The organism is Streptomyces rubrogriseus, assembly GCF_027947575.1.
In the GTDB taxonomy this organism is placed as follows: domain Bacteria; phylum Actinomycetota; class Actinomycetes; order Streptomycetales; family Streptomycetaceae; genus Streptomyces; species Streptomyces rubrogriseus.
Window position 1 is genome coordinate 3,439,619 of sequence record NZ_CP116256.1, and the last position, 15,068, is coordinate 3,454,686.

The window sequence follows — 15,068 nt, forward strand, 5'->3', positions numbered from 1 at the left end:
GGCGGTCGGCGCATGGGCCGGCGGCTGACGGTGCAGGGCTGGTTCCAGGTGGTCCTGGCGCTGATGGTGCTCATGGTGGTGGGCGGCAGCGTCGTGGGTGCCCGGCTGCTGGAGGAGACGTCGGACGTCACCGACCGGCTGACCGACCGCTTGCAGCCGGCTCAGACGGAGACGTACAGACTGCAGGCGGCGCTGATCAACCAGGAGACCGGGGCGCGCGGTTACGCCATCGCCGGCGACCGCCAGTTCCTCGCCCCCTACACGCAGGGCAAGGCGGAGGAGACCCGGGCGGCGGCGCGGCTGCGTGAGCTGATCGGGGACCAGCCCCGGCTGCTCGCGGACCTGGAGGCGGTGGAGCGCCAGGCGGCCGACTGGCGGCGCACCTACGCCGAGCCGCTCGTGGCCGACGTGTCCTCCGGCGAGCCCCGAACGTCCGTCCGGGCCACGGTTGAGCGGGGGAAGAAGGTCTTCGACGAGATCCGCGACGCCTGGGAGACCCAGAACGCGGACCTTGCCGAGGCCGTGGCGGACGGCAAGGAGGACCTCGCCGGGGCACGTACCGATCGCAACGTGATCCTCGGTGCCATGGTGGTGGTCTTCCTGCTGGCCGGTGGGGTTCTGGCCGTCCTCATCAAGGTGCTGGTGGACCGTCCCGTCCAGGCCCTCGGCGAAGCCTCCCGCCGGGTGAGCGACGGTGACTTCGACCATGTGATCCTCGGTGGCGGGCCGGCCGACCTCGCCGCGGTGGCGGACGCGGTCGAGGGCATGCGGCAGCGGATCGTCGCCGAGCTCGACGCCTCCCACCGCCAGCAGGAGGTACTCACCCGGCAGACCGCCGACCTGGACGCTCAGGCAGTGGAACTGCGCCGTTCCAACGCCGAACTGGAGCAGTTCGCCTACGTCGCCTCCCACGACCTGCAGGAACCGCTGCGCAAGGTGGCCTCCTTCTGCCAGCTGCTGGAGAAGCGGTACGGCGACGAACTCGACGACCGCGGCCGGCAGTACATCGACTTCGCCGTCGACGGGGCCAAGCGCATGCAGGTACTCATCAACGACCTGCTCACCTTCTCGCGGGTCGGGCGCCTCAACGACGCCCGGGTCGAAGTCGACCTCGACCAGGTCCTCACCAAGGCCCTGGCCAACCTGGACACGGCCATCACGGAGACCGGCGCACACGTCGAACGACCGGAGCGGCTCCCCAAGGTGGTCGGCGATCCGATGCTGCTGGGCATGGTCTGGCAGAACCTGGTCGGCAACGCCGTCAAGTTCCGGCACCCCGACCGCGTCCCGAAGGTCGGGATCACCTGCGAAGAGGACGCGGACAGCCCCGGTACCTGGCGACTGTGCGTCACCGACAACGGCATCGGCATTCCCGAGGAGTTCGCGGAGAAGGTCTTCGTCATCTTCCAGCGGCTGCACGGCCGGGACGCCTACGGCGGCACCGGCATCGGACTGGCCCTGTGCAAGAAGATCGTCGAACACCACGGCGGTCACATCCGGCTCGACACCGGCCACACCGGCGGCACTCGCATCTGCTTCACCCTGCCCTCCGGCGGCGGCACCGCCGACGGCACCGACTCCCACACCGAGGACAAGACCCTGTCATGACCACCTATGACGCCACCCCCATCGACGTGCTCCTCGTCGAGGACGACCCGGGCGACGAGCTGATGACCCGCGAGGCGTTCGAGGACAACAAGATCGGCAACACCCTGCACGTCGTGCGGGACGGCGAGGAAGCCCTCGACTTCCTCTACCGACGTGGCCGGCACGCCGAGGCCCCGCGGCCCGACCTCATCCTGCTCGACCTCAACCTGCCCAAGTACGACGGGCGTCAGGTGCTGGAGAAGATCAAGTCCGATCAGGATCTGAGCGACATCCCCGTCGTGGTGCTCACCACCTCGTCGGCCGAGGAGGACATTCTCCGCAGCTACAAGCTGCACGCGAACGCCTACGTCACCAAGCCCGTCGATCTGGACCAGTTCATCGCCGCGGTCCGCCAGATCGACGACTTCTTCGTGCAGGTGGTACGCCTGCCCCGGCGCCCGGCCTGACACGGCGGTTTGCCTGTACGGTCGCGATGAGTACCCTCGGTGCTGGTACTTGGGAAGGCAGGTACGCCCGCGTCGGCCGGTTGTCGAAGCCGCCGCGGAAGGAAGCCGACCCGCGTCCTGAGGAGTCACTCGATTGAGTCCGACCGGCTCAGACAGTTCGTCGCGTATTCCGGAGCATGTGACCTCGTCCGTGGGCGCGTCGTGGATGCGGGCGCCCTGCCCGGTACTGGTCGCCGACGCCGTCGGCGTCGTGGTGGAGGCCAACGCGCGGGCCGCGGCCCTGTTCCCGGAGCCACTGCGCGGAGCCCGCCTGGCGGATGTGGCGCCCTCCTGGCTCGCCGAGGCGCACCAGCGGGTCGTCCTCACCGGTGAGGACTCGACAGAGCCGGTGCGCGGCCGTCACGCGCAGTGGTCGCTGGAGGGACACGCGACCCTGGGACCGGACGGCACCGTGGTGTGGTGGCTTGCCGACGACACCGAACGGGCACGGACCCAGGCGGCGCTGCGCAGTGAACAGGAGCGCAACGCCTTCCTGACGGAGGCGTCGACCCAGATGCTGGCCTCGTTGAATCTCGACCGGTGCACGGAGCTGGCCGTGACGCTGGCTGCCGAACATCTGGCCGACGCGGCCGTCCTGGTCGCCCCCGCGGCCGGCAAACGCCATCCGCTGGCCATCGGATTCGACGGAAGCGTCTCGCACCGCTCGCTGCAGATGGACCCGTCGACGGTGCCCGGTCTGGCCGAGGCCCTGCAGGGCTTCCCGCCCGTGCCGTCGCGGTGGATCGATCCGGCGGTGCTGCCCGACTGGGCGGTTCCGGACGGTTTCACCGGCCCGGTCGGATCAGTGGTCGTCACTCCACTGCCCGGCCCCGGTTTCCCGGCCGGGGCGCTGATCCTGCTGCGTCGCAGCGGCCGTGACGCGTTCGGCCCCGCTGAGGAAACGTTCGCCCGGGTGTTCGCCGCCCGGGCGGGAGCAGCGCTGTCCGCTGCCCGCCTCTACCAGGGCCAGGCCGACGTCACCGCCACACTCATGGCCGACCTGCTGCCTCCCCTGCTGCGACAGGCACAGGGAGTGGAGTTCGCGGGCGGCTACCGCACGGCGAAGGACACCGAACGCGTCGGAGGGGACTTCTACGACGTGCATCCCGGAGCCGGACCCGACGACGAGATCCTCGCGGTACTGGGCGACGTGTGCGGCAAGGGCCTCGATGCCGCCGTCCTGACCGGCAAGATCCGCAATACGCTCCAGGCGCTGCTGCCGATGGCCGACGATCACCAGAAACTGCTGGCACTGCTCAACGGGGCCCTCATCAACAGCCGGCACACCCGCTTCGCAACCCTGGTCCTGGCCTCGGTGCTGCGGCAGGGCAGCCTCACCCGGCTACGGCTGACCAGCGCCGGCCACCCCGCGCCGTTGATCCTCCGGCGCGACGGCACGGTGCGGGAAGCGGCGACCTCGGGCACGCTGATCGGCGTACTGCCCGACATCAGGTCCACCACCGTCGAGGCCAGCCTGGCGCCGGGCGAAACGTGTCTGCTGTTCACCGACGGTGTCACCGAGGCGAAGGGCGGACCACTGGGCGAGGCGATGTTCGGCGAGGAGCGCCTGCGTGCCGCGCTCGGAGAGTGCGCCGGCCTGCCCGCCGAAGCCGTCGTCGAACGTGTCCAGATGCTCGTGTCCGAGTGGATCGACGACAACCGGCACGACGACATCGCCGTCATGGCGATCACCGCGCCCCACACCACGCATCTGGCAGCCGTGGACGGACACACCCCGGGCAGGTACACCGCGTGACCCCCTCTCCCATCACCCGCACGGACAGGACCGGCTTGCTGGAGCGAGCCCGCGAGAACCTGTGGCAGGCCGTGAGCCAGCGGGACGAGTACGCCGCCGGTCAGGTGGTCTTCGCCGCCCTGGACGCCGGAGCCGACGCCGAGGACGTCCTGCTGGAAGTCATCGCTCGGGTACAGGGAAGGGTCGGCGCCGAGTGGGCCGCCGACCGGTTCAGCGTCGCCCAGGAGCACGCGGCCACCGCCATCCACGACCGGATCATCGCCGCCATGGCCCACCGCACACCCGTCGCGGCCACCCCGGGCGGGACCAGCCTGGTGACGGTCGCCTGTGTGGACGGCGAGTGGCATGCCCTGCCGGCCCGGATACTGGCCGAGGTCCTGCGGCTGCACGGCCACCGGGTGGACTTCCTCGGCGCGCAGGTCCCCACCCCGCACCTGATCGCCCACCTGCACCAGACCGCTCCCACCGCGCTCGCGCTGTCCTCCTCCCTCGCCACCCGCCTGCCCAGCGCCCACGCGGCGATCACCGCAGCCCAGGCCACCGGCGTGCCCGTCATCGCCGGGGGCGCGGCCTTCGCCACCGACGGCCGGTACGCCCGTCGGCTCGGTGCCGACGCATGGGCCCCCGACGCCCGCACCGCCGCCACCCTCCTCGACCGCGGACTGTCCCGCCCGGACACCGGCGCGATGCGGCAGCCGCTGGAGGACCTGCCTCACCTGGCCGACCAGGAGTACACCATGGTCGTGCGTGCGAAACGCCGGCTGGTGAAGAACACCCTGGCCGGGCTGGAAGAGCGGCTGCCCGCCATGGGCGCCTACACAGACGCCCAGCGCGAACGCACGGCCGAAGACGTCGCTCACATCCTGGACTTCCTCGCCACCGCCCTCTACCTCGACGACACCCGCCTGTTCACCGGCTTCCTCGACTGGACCGGCGACATCCTGCGGGCCCGCGGGGTACCCGCGCGGGTACTCGACCCCGCTCTGGCCCTGCTCCAGGACGAACTGCGGGACTTCCCCCGCGCCCTCGCCCTGCTCACCCGGGGCCGCGCAGCGCTCGACGGCAGCTCGCACCCCCACACGATCCCCCGGCTCCGTGACGACGCATGACCACGCACTACGACGACAGCTTCGGCCTGACCACGACCTGGGACGACAACGGGAACGCCCGTATCCGCATCACGGGCGATCTCGACTGGGACACCGCGGAGGAACTCACCAGGACCGCGGCGGACTGCCTGCGCACCGAGCCCGCTCCCCGCCGGCTCCGCCTGGACTGCGAGCACCTGACCCTGTGCGACTCCCTGGGCCTGGCCTCCCTGCTGATGATCCATCGACACGCCACCGAAGTCGGCACCCGGCTGCACCTGACGAATCGTCCCGCGGCCCTCCAACGGCTGTTCGAGACGACCGGCACCAGTCACGTCTTCGGCGACGCCGCGTCCGACGCGCACGACACCGACCGAGGAAACGGCGGCGAGCAGGGCCACGCCGCCGCGGCACGCGCCCCCCGTCCGCCGGCGCAGCCGTGAAGAACCGACGTCGCGTCCCGCCACCCTGCCCGTCCCGCCTCGACGCCACGCTCCCGCACGGCCGGCGAGTGGCAGGCTCACCCCCGGTCTCCCCAACCGTCCGGCGCCCAAGGAGAATGGCGGTATGAGCGTCGAAGCCGAAGTCACCGTCACCGTGGTCGATGACGTGCGGATCGTTCGGGTCGTCGGAGAATTCGACGCCGAGGGGGCCGAAGCTCTGGCGCATGCTCTCGCCCTCCCCGCCGAGAGCAGCACCTCCGGCACCGTGGTGGACCTCGCCGAGGTGACCTTCGCCGACTCCTCGTTCCTGCACACGCTGCTCGCTGCCCGGTCCCGGCACCAGAAGTCCGGCATCCCCCTGGTACTCGCCGAAGTCACACCGCTTCTCCAGCGCTTGCTGGATCTGACCGACGTCGCCCGTGCCTTCACCGTGACGCAGACGGTTCCGACCGCCACGGAAACGGTCCACGCCCGCAAGTCCAGCTCTCGCCGACAGTGAACGGTGTACATCGCACGGCCCCGGGCAGCCGCGAACCAGGCTTCGCGGGCGAGCGGGATGAAAGGCGTATATGAACACCACGGACACCGAATACGGTCGGCTGCAGCCGCCCTTCAGCGCCGCGACCGCCCGTGCTCACGTCCGGGAGCTCTTGCTGGCCCGTGCCCCCGACACCCTGCCCGTGACCATCGACGACGTCCTGCTCGTGGTCACTGAACTGATCACCAATGCCCACCGGCACGGAGGTGGCCTGACCGCCTTCGACGCCTGCCTCAAGGACGACACCATCACCATCAGCGTCACCGACGCCTCACCGGACCTGCCCCGCGCCGTACCGCACAGCCGCCCCTTGGCCCCGGGGGGCTTCGGCTGGTCGCTGATACGCCGGCTCAGTCGCCACGTGGCGATAACGCCGGTGGCGACGGGAAAGACGATCGAGGCCGTCATCGACACCGGCACCCGCACCGGTCTGGCCGAAGAACGACGTCAACGGGGCCCTGCCGGCCTTCACTAGCATCGGCCGGGCGGGTCCCCCGGTGCCGGTGCTCGTTCACCGGGTGTCAGGATGGGGCGCCATGTCGGTCGGAGGGTTTCTGCGTGTGCTGCGGGCCGCGGTGTTCGCCGCCGTCTGCGTGGTGCTCGCCGCCCTCGGACACGTGCTGATGTCGGGGGAGGGGCTGCCCTGGTGGGTACTCCTCTGTGGCGCCTCGGCCGTCGGGGCCGTCGGCTGGGCCATCGGGGCCCACGAGCGGCGTCGCCGTACGGTGGCCGGTCTGACCGTCGCCGTGCAGGCCTGCCTGCACCTCGCCTTCACGCTCGCGCAGTCCGGCGGCCGGCCGGCTGCGGCACCGGACGCTACGCAGTCCCTGCGGCAGTGGGCCGACCAGTTCCTCTGCGGCCCGGTCCCGACACCCGCCCAGGCTGTCCGGGCCCATGACATCGCGGTAGCCGCGGGTTTGCGCCACCCGGAACACGCGGGCACCCACGGGGCCGACAGCCTGGCGTCGGTCGGCCACGGCGTGGCATCCATGGCCGGAACGGGCGGCATGCATGACATGACGCACATGGCCGGCATGTCCTCCTGGGGCATGCTGGGCGCCCACTTGCTGGCCGCTCTGCTGTGCGGACTGTGGCTGGCCCAGGGCGAGAGCGCGATCTTCAAGACGGTCCGCGCCTGCGCCGACCGTGCGTTCGTGCCATTGCGGCTGGTCCTGGCCGTGCTCTGCCCCCCTCCCGCTCCGCCCTCGCTCCGGCCGGCTCCGCGGCCGAGGTGGCGGCTGCGGCAGCTCCTGCTCGTCCACGTCCTCACCACCCGGGGCCCTCCCGGGGAGACCGCTGTCGTCTGACAGCCGGAACACCGCCACCGCCCTCCGCGCGGCCGCGGTCTCCCGTCCGCGCCACCGCGCGGCGGGACTCTCCCCCTCACCCGTGCCTCCGCCGACGGTCACCGTGCCGTGCCCGGCCGGTGTGCGCGGGACCCAGGAAGGACCCACAGGACCATGACCCCTGCTCTGCCCACCGTGACCGACGAGACGGTCACCGCCTGGGCGCTCGCCGCCGCCGCGGGCGACAGCGAGGCGGTCGACCGCCTCGTCCGGGCGCTGCAACGCGATGTGCGCCGCTACGTGGCGTACCTCGCCGACGACGTGCAGACGGCGGACGACCTGACCCAGGACACGTTCCTGCGCGCCCTCACGGCACTGCCCCGGTTCGAGGGGCGTTCCTCGGCGCGCGTGTGGCTGCTGTCGATCGCCCGCCGGGCCGTCGTCGACAGTCTGCGCCGCGCCGCGTGCCGGCCCCGGACGGCGTGCACCGAGGACTGGCAGGCCGCTGCCGAACGCGCCCAGCCGACCGGGCTTCCCGGCTTCGACGAGGGCATCGCGCTGTGGGAGCTGGTCGACTCCCTGCCCGGTGAGCGCCGTGAGGCGTTCGTCCTGACCCAGCTCCTGGGGCTGCCGTACGCCGAGGCCGCCGAATTGAGCCGGTGCCCGGTCGGCACGGTGCGTTCCCGGGTGTCCCGTGCCCGGACCGCCCTGGCCGAGTGGGCCGCGGACGAGGCCGTCACCCGCCACCCGGTGGAGCCGGCCGCGGCCTGACGACCGATCAGAGCTCTCCGGCCGATGCCCGGCGCCCTCGATGCAACGGGCATCGGCCGGAACTCCCGGTCGGCACCGAGCCGTTGCGCGACGGGCGTCACATTCGACTCGGGGAACTCGCGGTGGCCTCCCTCCGACTCCTCCTGCGAGCACCACTTCGGTGGGTCGACCGGGAGAGAAGAGAGACGCACATGTCGGAGAGCCCACCGCTGCCGGACACACCGGTGACGCCACCGGCGAGCGCGGCGGCCGAAGTCCTGCCGGCCCGGTCGGACGGAGCCACCAAGCCCCTGACGGCGACCGGTGACGGCAGCGGTACGACCTGGGGAAGTCTGCGTCCCCTGCTGCTGCGCCTGCACTTCTACGCCGGCGTGGTCATCGGCCCGTTCCTCCTCGTCGCCGCGGTGACCGGACTCGCCTACACGGCCACACCGCAGATCGAGTCGATCCTCTACGAGCACGAGCTGAAGGTGACGCCGCGGGGCTCGGCGGAACCGCTCGCCGAGCAGGTGGCCGCGGCCGAACGCGCCGTCCCGGACGGCACGCTGCTGTCGGTGACCAAGGGGGCCGGGCCCTCCGACTCCACCCGCGTCGCCTTCAGCAAGGACGGGCTGGCCGAGGGCTACACGCTGACCGCGTTCGTCGACCCGTACGACCACGAGGTACTGGGCACCCTGGAAACGTTCGGGCAGTGGCTGCCGGCGCGAGCGTGGCTCGACGACCTTCACCGGAACCTGCACCTGGGCGAGTTCGGCCGCAACTACAGCGAACTCGCCGCCAGCTGGCTGTGGGTGGAGGTGCTCGGCGGGCTGGCCCTGTGGGCGGGCACTCCGCGCAACCGGCGGCGGTTGCGGCGTCTGGCGGTGCCGGGCGGTGGTGCCAAGGGGCGGCGGCGCACGATGTCGTGGCACGGTGCGGTGGGACTGTGGGCCTCGATCGGCCTGCTCGGTCTGTCGGCGACCGGCCTGACCTGGTCCGCTCACGCGGGCGCGAGCATCGGAGAGGTCCAGGACGCGCTGGGCGGCTCCACACCCGCGGTGTCCACCGCGCTTCCCGCCGTCGGCAGCGGAAAGGAAGACGCCGGGAGAACGGACGTCGGCATCGACGCGGCGGTGGCCTCCGCGCAGGACGCAGGCCTGCGCGGCGTGCTGGTCGTCACCCCGCCCGCCGAGGCCGGAACCGTGTACGTCGTGAAGGAGAACACCCGTTCCTGGCCCGTACGGCAGGACTCGGTGGCGGTCGCCCCGGCCACCGGCGAGGTGACCCAGGCCCTGCGTTTCGACGACTTCCCCGTACTGGCCAAGCTGACGAGATGGGGCATCGACGCCCACATGGGTCTGCTCTTCGGCCTGGTCAACCAGATCCTCCTGGCGCTGCTCGCGACCGGGCTGATCGCGATGATCCTGTGGGGGTACCGCATGTGGTGGCTGCGCCGTCCGACCCGCAGCGAGGGTTTCGCTCTCGGCCGTGCGCCCGCGCGCGGCGCCTGGCGGCGGATACCGGGACGCCTCCTGGCCCCCGCCGTGGTGCTCGCCGCCGTCATCGGCTACTACCTGCCCCTGTTCGGGCTGCCGTTGCTGGTGTTCCTCGTCGTGGACGTGACGGTGGGCGTGGTGCGGCGCCGCGGGACGGGGGCCGCCGCGTGATCGCCGCGAGCGGACTCCGCTGGATTCTGACGCTGATGTTCGCCGCACCCGCCCTGTACGGGCTGTGGCAGCTGGTCCGGCCGACGACGGACGTCACCGGACGGGTGGGCCACCTGCTGCACGCCGCGATGGGTGTCCTCATGATCGCGATGGCCTGGCCGTGGGGCATGGACCTGGCCGTGGCACCCCAGGTGGTCCTGTTCACCGCGGGTGCGTTGTGGTTCGTCGCGGCCTCCTTCGTCCGGCCCGGTGAGCACTCCAGGGCCGGAGCGGTGAAGGCCGCCTGGCCGCACGCCCTCATGATGGGCGCCATGGCCTGGATGGTCGCGGCGATGGGGAGTTCGGGTGCGACGGCGGGTCACGGGGGCGGTACGGGCCACGGCGGGCACGAGGGCCACGCCGCCTCCGGAGCGGGTCTCGCCTCCATGAGCCTCACCGGCACGGGACCGAGCGTGGCGTCCGCCCTGCTCGCCGTGGCCCTGACCGCGATCGGCCTGGTCTGGCTCGCCCGGGCCCTCGACCTCGCCCGGGGGCAGGCACCGTTGCCCGGGGGCGGTCCGGCACCGGCGGGTACGGACACCACCGCAGCACTCGACCCGGCCTGCCACGCGGTGATGGCGCTGGGCATGGCGGTGATGTTCGCCCTGTTCGCGTAGGGGGTGGCCGGGCGGCGTCCCCGCGGGACTTGGCGGGCACCTGCGAGTACGGTCCCGGCCCACCCGCGGTCCCGCCCGGTGACAGGCGTCACTTTCATCCCGGGGAACTCACGTGCCGACGCGTCCGACTCCTGTACCGGTGCGGCTCGGTCCAGTGGAAGCCGTACGACGCGCGAGCCGATCGGGAGAGTCGACAGATGGCGCAGACACGGCAATCCGCTTCCCGTGCGCAGCCCGGCCCGGTGCACCGCATCGTGCCGCCTCCCGCCCTGTTCGGGTTCCTCGTGCTGCTGGCACTGGCGTTCGCCGCCTCCTACGCCGTCGGCAGGGGCGTCGGCCCCGTCGCCCCCGGCATGCACGGCCCCGGGATCACCCAGGACGGTCAAGGGGACGGCGGCACGGACACGGAAGACGACGACATGGGCGGCATGAACCACGGGGGCGGGCACTGATGGCCGGCGAACCGACGTCCGTACAGGAGGTGACCGACCTCGCTGTCGGCGGCATGACCTGCGCGGCCTGCGTGACGCGGGTGGAGCGGAAGCTGGCCAAGCTGGACGGCGTCAGCGCGAGCGTGAACCTGGCCACCGGGCGGGCCCGGGTGCACCATCCGCCCGAGGTGCTCCCGGAGCGGCTCGTCGCCGCCGTCGAACAGGCCGGATACACCGCCGCGCTGCCCCAGCCCGTCGAAGAGCGGCGCCGCGGGAGCGATGTCGACGCCGGGACGGAGGCACGGCGGGAACGCGACCGGCTGACGGTCACGGCCCTGCTCGCCGTCCCCGTGCTGGTCCTGTCCATGGTCCCCGACTGGCAGTTCCGCAACTGGCAGTGGCTGTGCTTCGTGCTCGCCGCGCCCGTCGTGGCCTGGGGAGCCTGGCCCTTCCACCGGCGGGCGGCGCGGGCACTGCGGCACTCGACGTCGACCATGGACACCCTGGTGTCGCTGGGTGTCGTGGCCTCCTTCGCCTGGTCCTCCTACGCCCTGTTCCTCGGCGGCGCCGGCGACCCGGACATGCGGATGCCCTTCAGCCTGGTGCCGACGGCGTCGGACGGCGTCGCCCACGTCTACCTGGAGGCGGCCGTCGGCGTCCCCCTGTTCGTCCTGGCGGGCCGGTACCTGGAGGCGCGGGCCCGCCGTGGCACCGGAGCGGCCCTGCGCTCACTGGCGGAGCTGGCCGTCAAGGAGGTCGCCGTACGCGACGGCACGGGCGGGCGTCGCATCCCGGTCGAGGACCTCCGGGTGGGGCAGGTCTTCGTCGTGCGGCCCGGAGAACGCGTGGCCACCGACGGCACGGTCGTCGAAGGCAGTTCGGCCGTCGATCTCTCCCTGGTCACCGGGGAGAGCGAACCGGCCGAGGTCGCTCCCGGCACGGCCGTGATCGCCGGCAGCGTGAACGTCGGCGGCCTGCTGGCGGTGCGGGCCACCGCGGTCGGCGCCGACACCCGACTTGCCCGCATCACCCACCTGGTCACCGAGGCGCAGGCGGGCAAGGCGCGGGCACAGCGCCTCGCCGACAGGGTCGCCGGCGTCTTCGTCCCGGTCGTGCTCACCCTGGCCGCCACCGTCCTCGGCTTCTGGCTCGGCGCCGGTGCCGCTCCCCAGGCGGCGATCACCGCGTCCGTGGCCGTCCTGGTCGTCGCCTGCCCCTGCGCCCTCGGCCTCGCCACCCCGACCGCCCTGATGGCAGCCACCGGCCGTGGCGCCCAACTGGGCGTCCTGGTCAGCGGTCCGCAGGCCCTGGAAGGACTGCGGCACATCGACGTCGTGGTCCTCGACAAGACCGGCACCCTGACCTCCGGACACATGAGCGTCGTCCGGGTCACGGCGATGCCCCGGGGCATCGGCGAGGAGCAGGCGGTCAGGCTGGCCGGTGCGGTCGAAGAGGGCTCCGAACACCCCTTGGGCCAAGCCGTCACGGCGTACGCCCGGCGCACCATGCCGAAGGGGACGCTGCCGGAGGTGACCGACTTCGCCGCTCTGCCGGGACGGGGCGTGCGGGGCAAGGTCGAAGGACGCCTCGTGGAGGTCACGGCTCCGGACGACGAGCTGCCCGTACCGCTCGACGAGGCGATGTCCGGCGCGGAGTCGGCCGCCCACACGCCCGTCGTGGTCCGCGTCGACGGGGTGACCGAGGCGCTCGTCGAGGTCGGCGACGTACTGCGGCCGGGCAGCTACCGGGCCGTGGACCGGCTGCGGCGCCTGGGCGTACGGCCGGTACTGGCCACCGGAGACCGGGAGGCATCCGCCCGCGCCGTCGCCACCGCCCTGCGCATCGACGACGTACACGCCCGCCGCACCCCCGAGGACAAGGCCCGGCTCGTCCGCGAACTACGAGAACAGGGCTACCGGGTCGCCGTCGTCGGAGACGGAGTCAACGACGCCGCGGCCCTGGCCGGAGCCGACCTCGGCATCGCGATGGGCACCGGCACCGACGTGGCGATCGGAGCCGCCGACGTCACCCTGGTCCGGGGAGACATCGACGCCCTCGCCGACGCCGTCCGTCTCTCCCGCAGCACGCTGGCCACCATCCGAGTCAACCTGCTGTGGGCCTTCGGATACAACGTCGTGACCGTGCCGCCGGCCATGGTCGGCCTGCTCAACCCGATGCTGGCCGCCGCGGTGATGTCCGTCAGCTCACTCCTCGTGGTCGGCAACAGCCTGCGGCTGCGTGCCTGGCAGCCGTCACGGGTCCGCAGCCGTTTGTCCGACTCGACCGCCCGCGGGGAGAGCCTTCGATGACACCCTCCGCCTGGACCCCCACGCCGCGCCGACTCGCGGACACGGCCCTGGCCGCCCTGGCACCGATCTGCGCCTGCGTGTTGGCCCTGGGCGCGCTCGCGGTCTGGACCGTTACGGGCAACGCCGGTACCCCCGCACGCATCGGTGTCACCGACGCACGGCTCTTCCTCCCGTCCCGAGGAGTTCCGGAGACGGCGGCGTTCTTCGAGATCATCAACACCGGGGGCGCCCAGGACCGGCTGGTCGGGGTGACTTCGTCCGACGTGCCTGGGGGCATCTCGCTCAGCAGTCACCGGATGACCGCCGGCGGGGCCGCTTACCGCCGGCCCACGGAGTCGCTCCCCGTCCCCGCCGAAGGCACCCTCGACATGTCGCCGCTCGGCAGCGATGTGACCGTCCCGGTCGCGGCACGCTGGGAGGCGGGCGATCTGGTGCCCTTCACCCTTCACTTCGAACACAGTGGGCGCATGGAGGTGCTGGCGGTGGTCGTCCGGCCGGGATCCTGACGACGCCGCCGGCGAGTTCCTCGCGGTCGTCAGCGGTCAACGCACCGCGCGGACTTGCGATCTCGACGAGGAACACCCGTGGGGGCAGCGCACCCGAAACGGCTGGTATTACTGGGGCATGCAGGAAGAGACCGCACGCTCCGCGATCGACATGTTCATCTCCGCGTTCAACGCCTCGGACGACAGCTATGTGACAGCCCTGCTCTCCCAGGCCCTGACCTCGGACGTGGTCTTCTGGGGACCGTTGGGTCGCAGCGAGGGAATCGCGGAGGTCGAGCGGTTCGTGCTGGACATCCGGCGCCACCCGGCGGGGCCCGGCACCATGGTGCGCTGTTCCGCGGTGGACATGCCTGACGAATGGGCCCGGTACCAGTGGGTCTTCACCACACCCGACGGAGGCCCCCGCCTAGCGGGAACGGACATCGTCCATCTGCGACGGAGCCTCATCGACCAGGTCATCGTCTTCGCGGGGGACATCGAGCGGGCCGCCTCCTGAGCCATCCCGTGGAAGCCCTCACGGCGCAGGGTGGCTGCGAGCCACGGCTCGAGGCGCACGCCGGCGCCGTCAGTGCACCGGGGGAGTGGTGCGACGGTGCCCGCGCGTGACGGGTGGTCGCCGGTTCAGTCCGCCACGATCGCCTGAACAGCGCGGCCGTAGTGGCGGGCCACCGTGTCGGTGTCGGCCGAGGCGAGGGGTTCGAGATGCGCCACGTACCGCATCATGGCGAGCCCGACGAGCTGTGTGGCGACCATGCTCGTCCGGAGCATCGCGTCCTCGCCCGTGATCACCCCGCCGAGTGCGCGCGCCAGGATGCCGGTCGCGGTCTCGCGCAGCCGGGCGGCGGCGGCACGGTGAATGGCGGCCGAGCGCACCATGGTCATGAGTGCCGGACGTGACGACACGTCGTCCCACACCGACAGATGGGCGCGCACCACGCGTTCCCCGACCCCGTCCAGTCCGCCCTGCGCCGCGGCGGTGATGGCCTCCTCGATCTTCCCCGGCAGTTCCAGCGCCTGGAGGAACAGGTTCTCCTTCGTGCCGTAGAAGTGGTGCACCAGCGACTGGTCCACCCCCGCCGTCTCCGCGATGCGGCGCAGGCTGGTCGCGTCGAAACCGCGCTCGGCGAAACAGACCCGTGCCGCTGCGAGGATCGCCTCCCGCGTAAGGGTCTCCCCGGGCCGCCTGCCCCCGGCGTGCTTCGTCGCCCGACCGGCCGCCCGACCGGCCGCCGGACCAGTCGCTGGACCGGCCGCCGCGGCCGTGCCCGCCGTGTCCCCGGCCTGCTCGCGGCCGGAACCAGCCACCTCACGCGTATCGCTGACGCTCTCCATGCCCCCCATCATGCCCGCTCCGAACTCCGCCCCTCGAAACTCATCACGTGATGAACTCATTGCCCGATGAGTTATATAGTGAAGTCGTCGGCGTCACCGAGCGTGCCCGGCCACCGGTGTCCGTTCCGCCTGCCCCGACCCACGGGCCGAGTCGGACGCCTCCCGCACTTCGTCCGCCGTTCCGCCCCTCTGCCGGGGCGGAGCACCTTTACG

Annotated in this window: 16 protein-coding genes; 15 read left to right on the plus strand and 1 reads right to left on the minus strand. The window is 72.1% G+C overall.

Translation table 11 applies throughout. The annotated features are described in order from the left end of the window. Positions 1-12: 12 nt before the first annotated feature. The 15 genes from Sru02f_RS15660 (at position 13) to Sru02f_RS15730 (ending at position 14,019) form a co-directional block, all read left to right on the plus strand. The gene (locus tag Sru02f_RS15660) at positions 13-1,608 is read left to right on the plus strand and encodes a sensor histidine kinase (protein ID WP_109031433.1); all 1,596 of its coding nucleotides are present in this window, start codon (positions 13-15) and stop codon (positions 1,606-1,608) included. Beyond that, on the plus strand, positions 1,605-2,054 hold the full coding sequence (locus tag Sru02f_RS15665) for a response regulator (protein ID WP_109030635.1): 450 nt from the start codon (positions 1,605-1,607) through the stop codon (positions 2,052-2,054). The genes Sru02f_RS15660 and Sru02f_RS15665 overlap by 4 nt, the downstream gene beginning before the upstream one ends. 205 nt (positions 2,055-2,259) lie before the next feature. Then, complete coding sequence (locus Sru02f_RS15670; protein ID WP_109031434.1) at positions 2,260-3,849, plus strand: SpoIIE family protein phosphatase; 1,590 nt, start codon at positions 2,260-2,262, stop codon at positions 3,847-3,849. After that, complete coding sequence (locus tag Sru02f_RS15675) at positions 3,846-4,958, plus strand: cobalamin B12-binding domain-containing protein (protein WP_373103463.1); 1,113 nt, start codon at positions 3,846-3,848, stop codon at positions 4,956-4,958. The genes Sru02f_RS15670 and Sru02f_RS15675 overlap by 4 nt, the downstream gene beginning before the upstream one ends. Next, positions 4,955-5,380: an STAS domain-containing protein gene (locus Sru02f_RS15680; protein ID WP_109030636.1), complete on the plus strand. Its 426-nt coding sequence runs from the start codon at positions 4,955-4,957 to the stop codon at positions 5,378-5,380. Before Sru02f_RS15675 ends, Sru02f_RS15680 begins: the two co-directional genes overlap by 4 nt. 124 nt (positions 5,381-5,504) lie before the next feature. Next, positions 5,505-5,879 (plus strand): STAS domain-containing protein, encoded by a 375-nt coding sequence (locus Sru02f_RS15685; protein WP_109030637.1) that lies wholly within the window; start codon positions 5,505-5,507, stop codon positions 5,877-5,879. Between the two features lie 70 nt (positions 5,880-5,949). Then, positions 5,950-6,393 (plus strand): ATP-binding protein, encoded by a 444-nt coding sequence (locus tag Sru02f_RS15690; RefSeq protein WP_109030638.1) that lies wholly within the window; start codon positions 5,950-5,952, stop codon positions 6,391-6,393. Between the two features lie 61 nt (positions 6,394-6,454). Beyond that, entirely contained in the window at positions 6,455-7,225 is a 771-nt protein-coding gene (locus Sru02f_RS15695) for a hypothetical protein (protein WP_109030639.1), read from the plus strand. A gap of 153 nt (positions 7,226-7,378) precedes the next feature. Next, positions 7,379-7,975: a sigma-70 family RNA polymerase sigma factor gene (locus Sru02f_RS15700; RefSeq protein WP_109030640.1), complete on the plus strand. Its 597-nt coding sequence runs from the start codon at positions 7,379-7,381 to the stop codon at positions 7,973-7,975. A 191-nt stretch (positions 7,976-8,166) separates the two neighbouring features. Then, the gene (locus Sru02f_RS15705; protein ID WP_109030641.1) at positions 8,167-9,621 is read left to right on the plus strand and encodes a PepSY-associated TM helix domain-containing protein; all 1,455 of its coding nucleotides are present in this window, start codon (positions 8,167-8,169) and stop codon (positions 9,619-9,621) included. Further along, the gene (locus Sru02f_RS15710) at positions 9,618-10,277 is read left to right on the plus strand and encodes a DUF5134 domain-containing protein (protein WP_109030642.1); all 660 of its coding nucleotides are present in this window, start codon (positions 9,618-9,620) and stop codon (positions 10,275-10,277) included. The genes Sru02f_RS15705 and Sru02f_RS15710 overlap by 4 nt, the downstream gene beginning before the upstream one ends. 197 nt (positions 10,278-10,474) lie before the next feature. Then, positions 10,475-10,729 (plus strand): hypothetical protein, encoded by a 255-nt coding sequence (locus Sru02f_RS15715; protein ID WP_164277046.1) that lies wholly within the window; start codon positions 10,475-10,477, stop codon positions 10,727-10,729. After that, the gene (locus tag Sru02f_RS15720) at positions 10,729-13,017 is read left to right on the plus strand and encodes a heavy metal translocating P-type ATPase (RefSeq protein WP_109030643.1); all 2,289 of its coding nucleotides are present in this window, start codon (positions 10,729-10,731) and stop codon (positions 13,015-13,017) included. The genes Sru02f_RS15715 and Sru02f_RS15720 overlap by 1 nt, the downstream gene beginning before the upstream one ends. Next, on the plus strand, positions 13,014-13,523 hold the full coding sequence (locus Sru02f_RS15725) for a copper chaperone PCu(A)C (protein WP_109030644.1): 510 nt from the start codon (positions 13,014-13,016) through the stop codon (positions 13,521-13,523). Before Sru02f_RS15720 ends, Sru02f_RS15725 begins: the two co-directional genes overlap by 4 nt. A gap of 118 nt (positions 13,524-13,641) precedes the next feature. Then, positions 13,642-14,019 (plus strand): hypothetical protein, encoded by a 378-nt coding sequence (locus Sru02f_RS15730; RefSeq protein ID WP_109030645.1) that lies wholly within the window; start codon positions 13,642-13,644, stop codon positions 14,017-14,019. Positions 14,020-14,144: 125 nt separating this feature from the next. Here the strand turns inward: Sru02f_RS15730 and Sru02f_RS15735 are convergent, their stop codons facing one another. Continuing rightward, complete coding sequence (locus tag Sru02f_RS15735; RefSeq protein ID WP_109031437.1) at positions 14,145-14,855, minus strand: TetR/AcrR family transcriptional regulator; 711 nt, start codon at positions 14,853-14,855, stop codon at positions 14,145-14,147. Positions 14,856-15,068 lie beyond the last annotated feature (213 nt).

What these genes read in the sequence shown, in the direction of transcription:
- Sru02f_RS15660 (WP_109031433.1), top strand. Translation starts at nt 13, where the DNA reads ATGGGCCGGCGGCTGACGGTGCAGGGCTGGTTCCAGGTGGTCCTGGCG.
- Sru02f_RS15665 (WP_109030635.1), top strand. Translation starts at nt 1,605, where the DNA reads ATGACCACCTATGACGCCACCCCCATCGACGTGCTCCTCGTCGAGGAC.
- Sru02f_RS15670 (WP_109031434.1), top strand. Translation starts at nt 2,260, where the DNA reads ATGCGGGCGCCCTGCCCGGTACTGGTCGCCGACGCCGTCGGCGTCGTG.
- Sru02f_RS15680 (WP_109030636.1), top strand. Translation starts at nt 4,955, where the DNA reads ATGACCACGCACTACGACGACAGCTTCGGCCTGACCACGACCTGGGAC.
- Sru02f_RS15685 (WP_109030637.1), top strand. Translation starts at nt 5,505, where the DNA reads ATGAGCGTCGAAGCCGAAGTCACCGTCACCGTGGTCGATGACGTGCGG.
- Sru02f_RS15690 (WP_109030638.1), top strand. Translation starts at nt 5,950, where the DNA reads ATGAACACCACGGACACCGAATACGGTCGGCTGCAGCCGCCCTTCAGC.
- Sru02f_RS15695 (WP_109030639.1), top strand. Translation starts at nt 6,455, where the DNA reads ATGTCGGTCGGAGGGTTTCTGCGTGTGCTGCGGGCCGCGGTGTTCGCC.
- Sru02f_RS15700 (WP_109030640.1), top strand. Translation starts at nt 7,379, where the DNA reads ATGACCCCTGCTCTGCCCACCGTGACCGACGAGACGGTCACCGCCTGG.
- Sru02f_RS15705 (WP_109030641.1), top strand. Translation starts at nt 8,167, where the DNA reads ATGTCGGAGAGCCCACCGCTGCCGGACACACCGGTGACGCCACCGGCG.
- Sru02f_RS15715 (WP_164277046.1), top strand. Translation starts at nt 10,475, where the DNA reads ATGGCGCAGACACGGCAATCCGCTTCCCGTGCGCAGCCCGGCCCGGTG.
- Sru02f_RS15720 (WP_109030643.1), top strand. Translation starts at nt 10,729, where the DNA reads ATGGCCGGCGAACCGACGTCCGTACAGGAGGTGACCGACCTCGCTGTC.
- Sru02f_RS15725 (WP_109030644.1), top strand. Translation starts at nt 13,014, where the DNA reads ATGACACCCTCCGCCTGGACCCCCACGCCGCGCCGACTCGCGGACACG.
- Sru02f_RS15730 (WP_109030645.1), top strand. Translation starts at nt 13,642, where the DNA reads ATGCAGGAAGAGACCGCACGCTCCGCGATCGACATGTTCATCTCCGCG.
- Sru02f_RS15735 (WP_109031437.1), bottom strand. Translation starts at nt 14,855, where the DNA reads ATGGAGAGCGTCAGCGATACGCGTGAGGTGGCTGGTTCCGGCCGCGAG.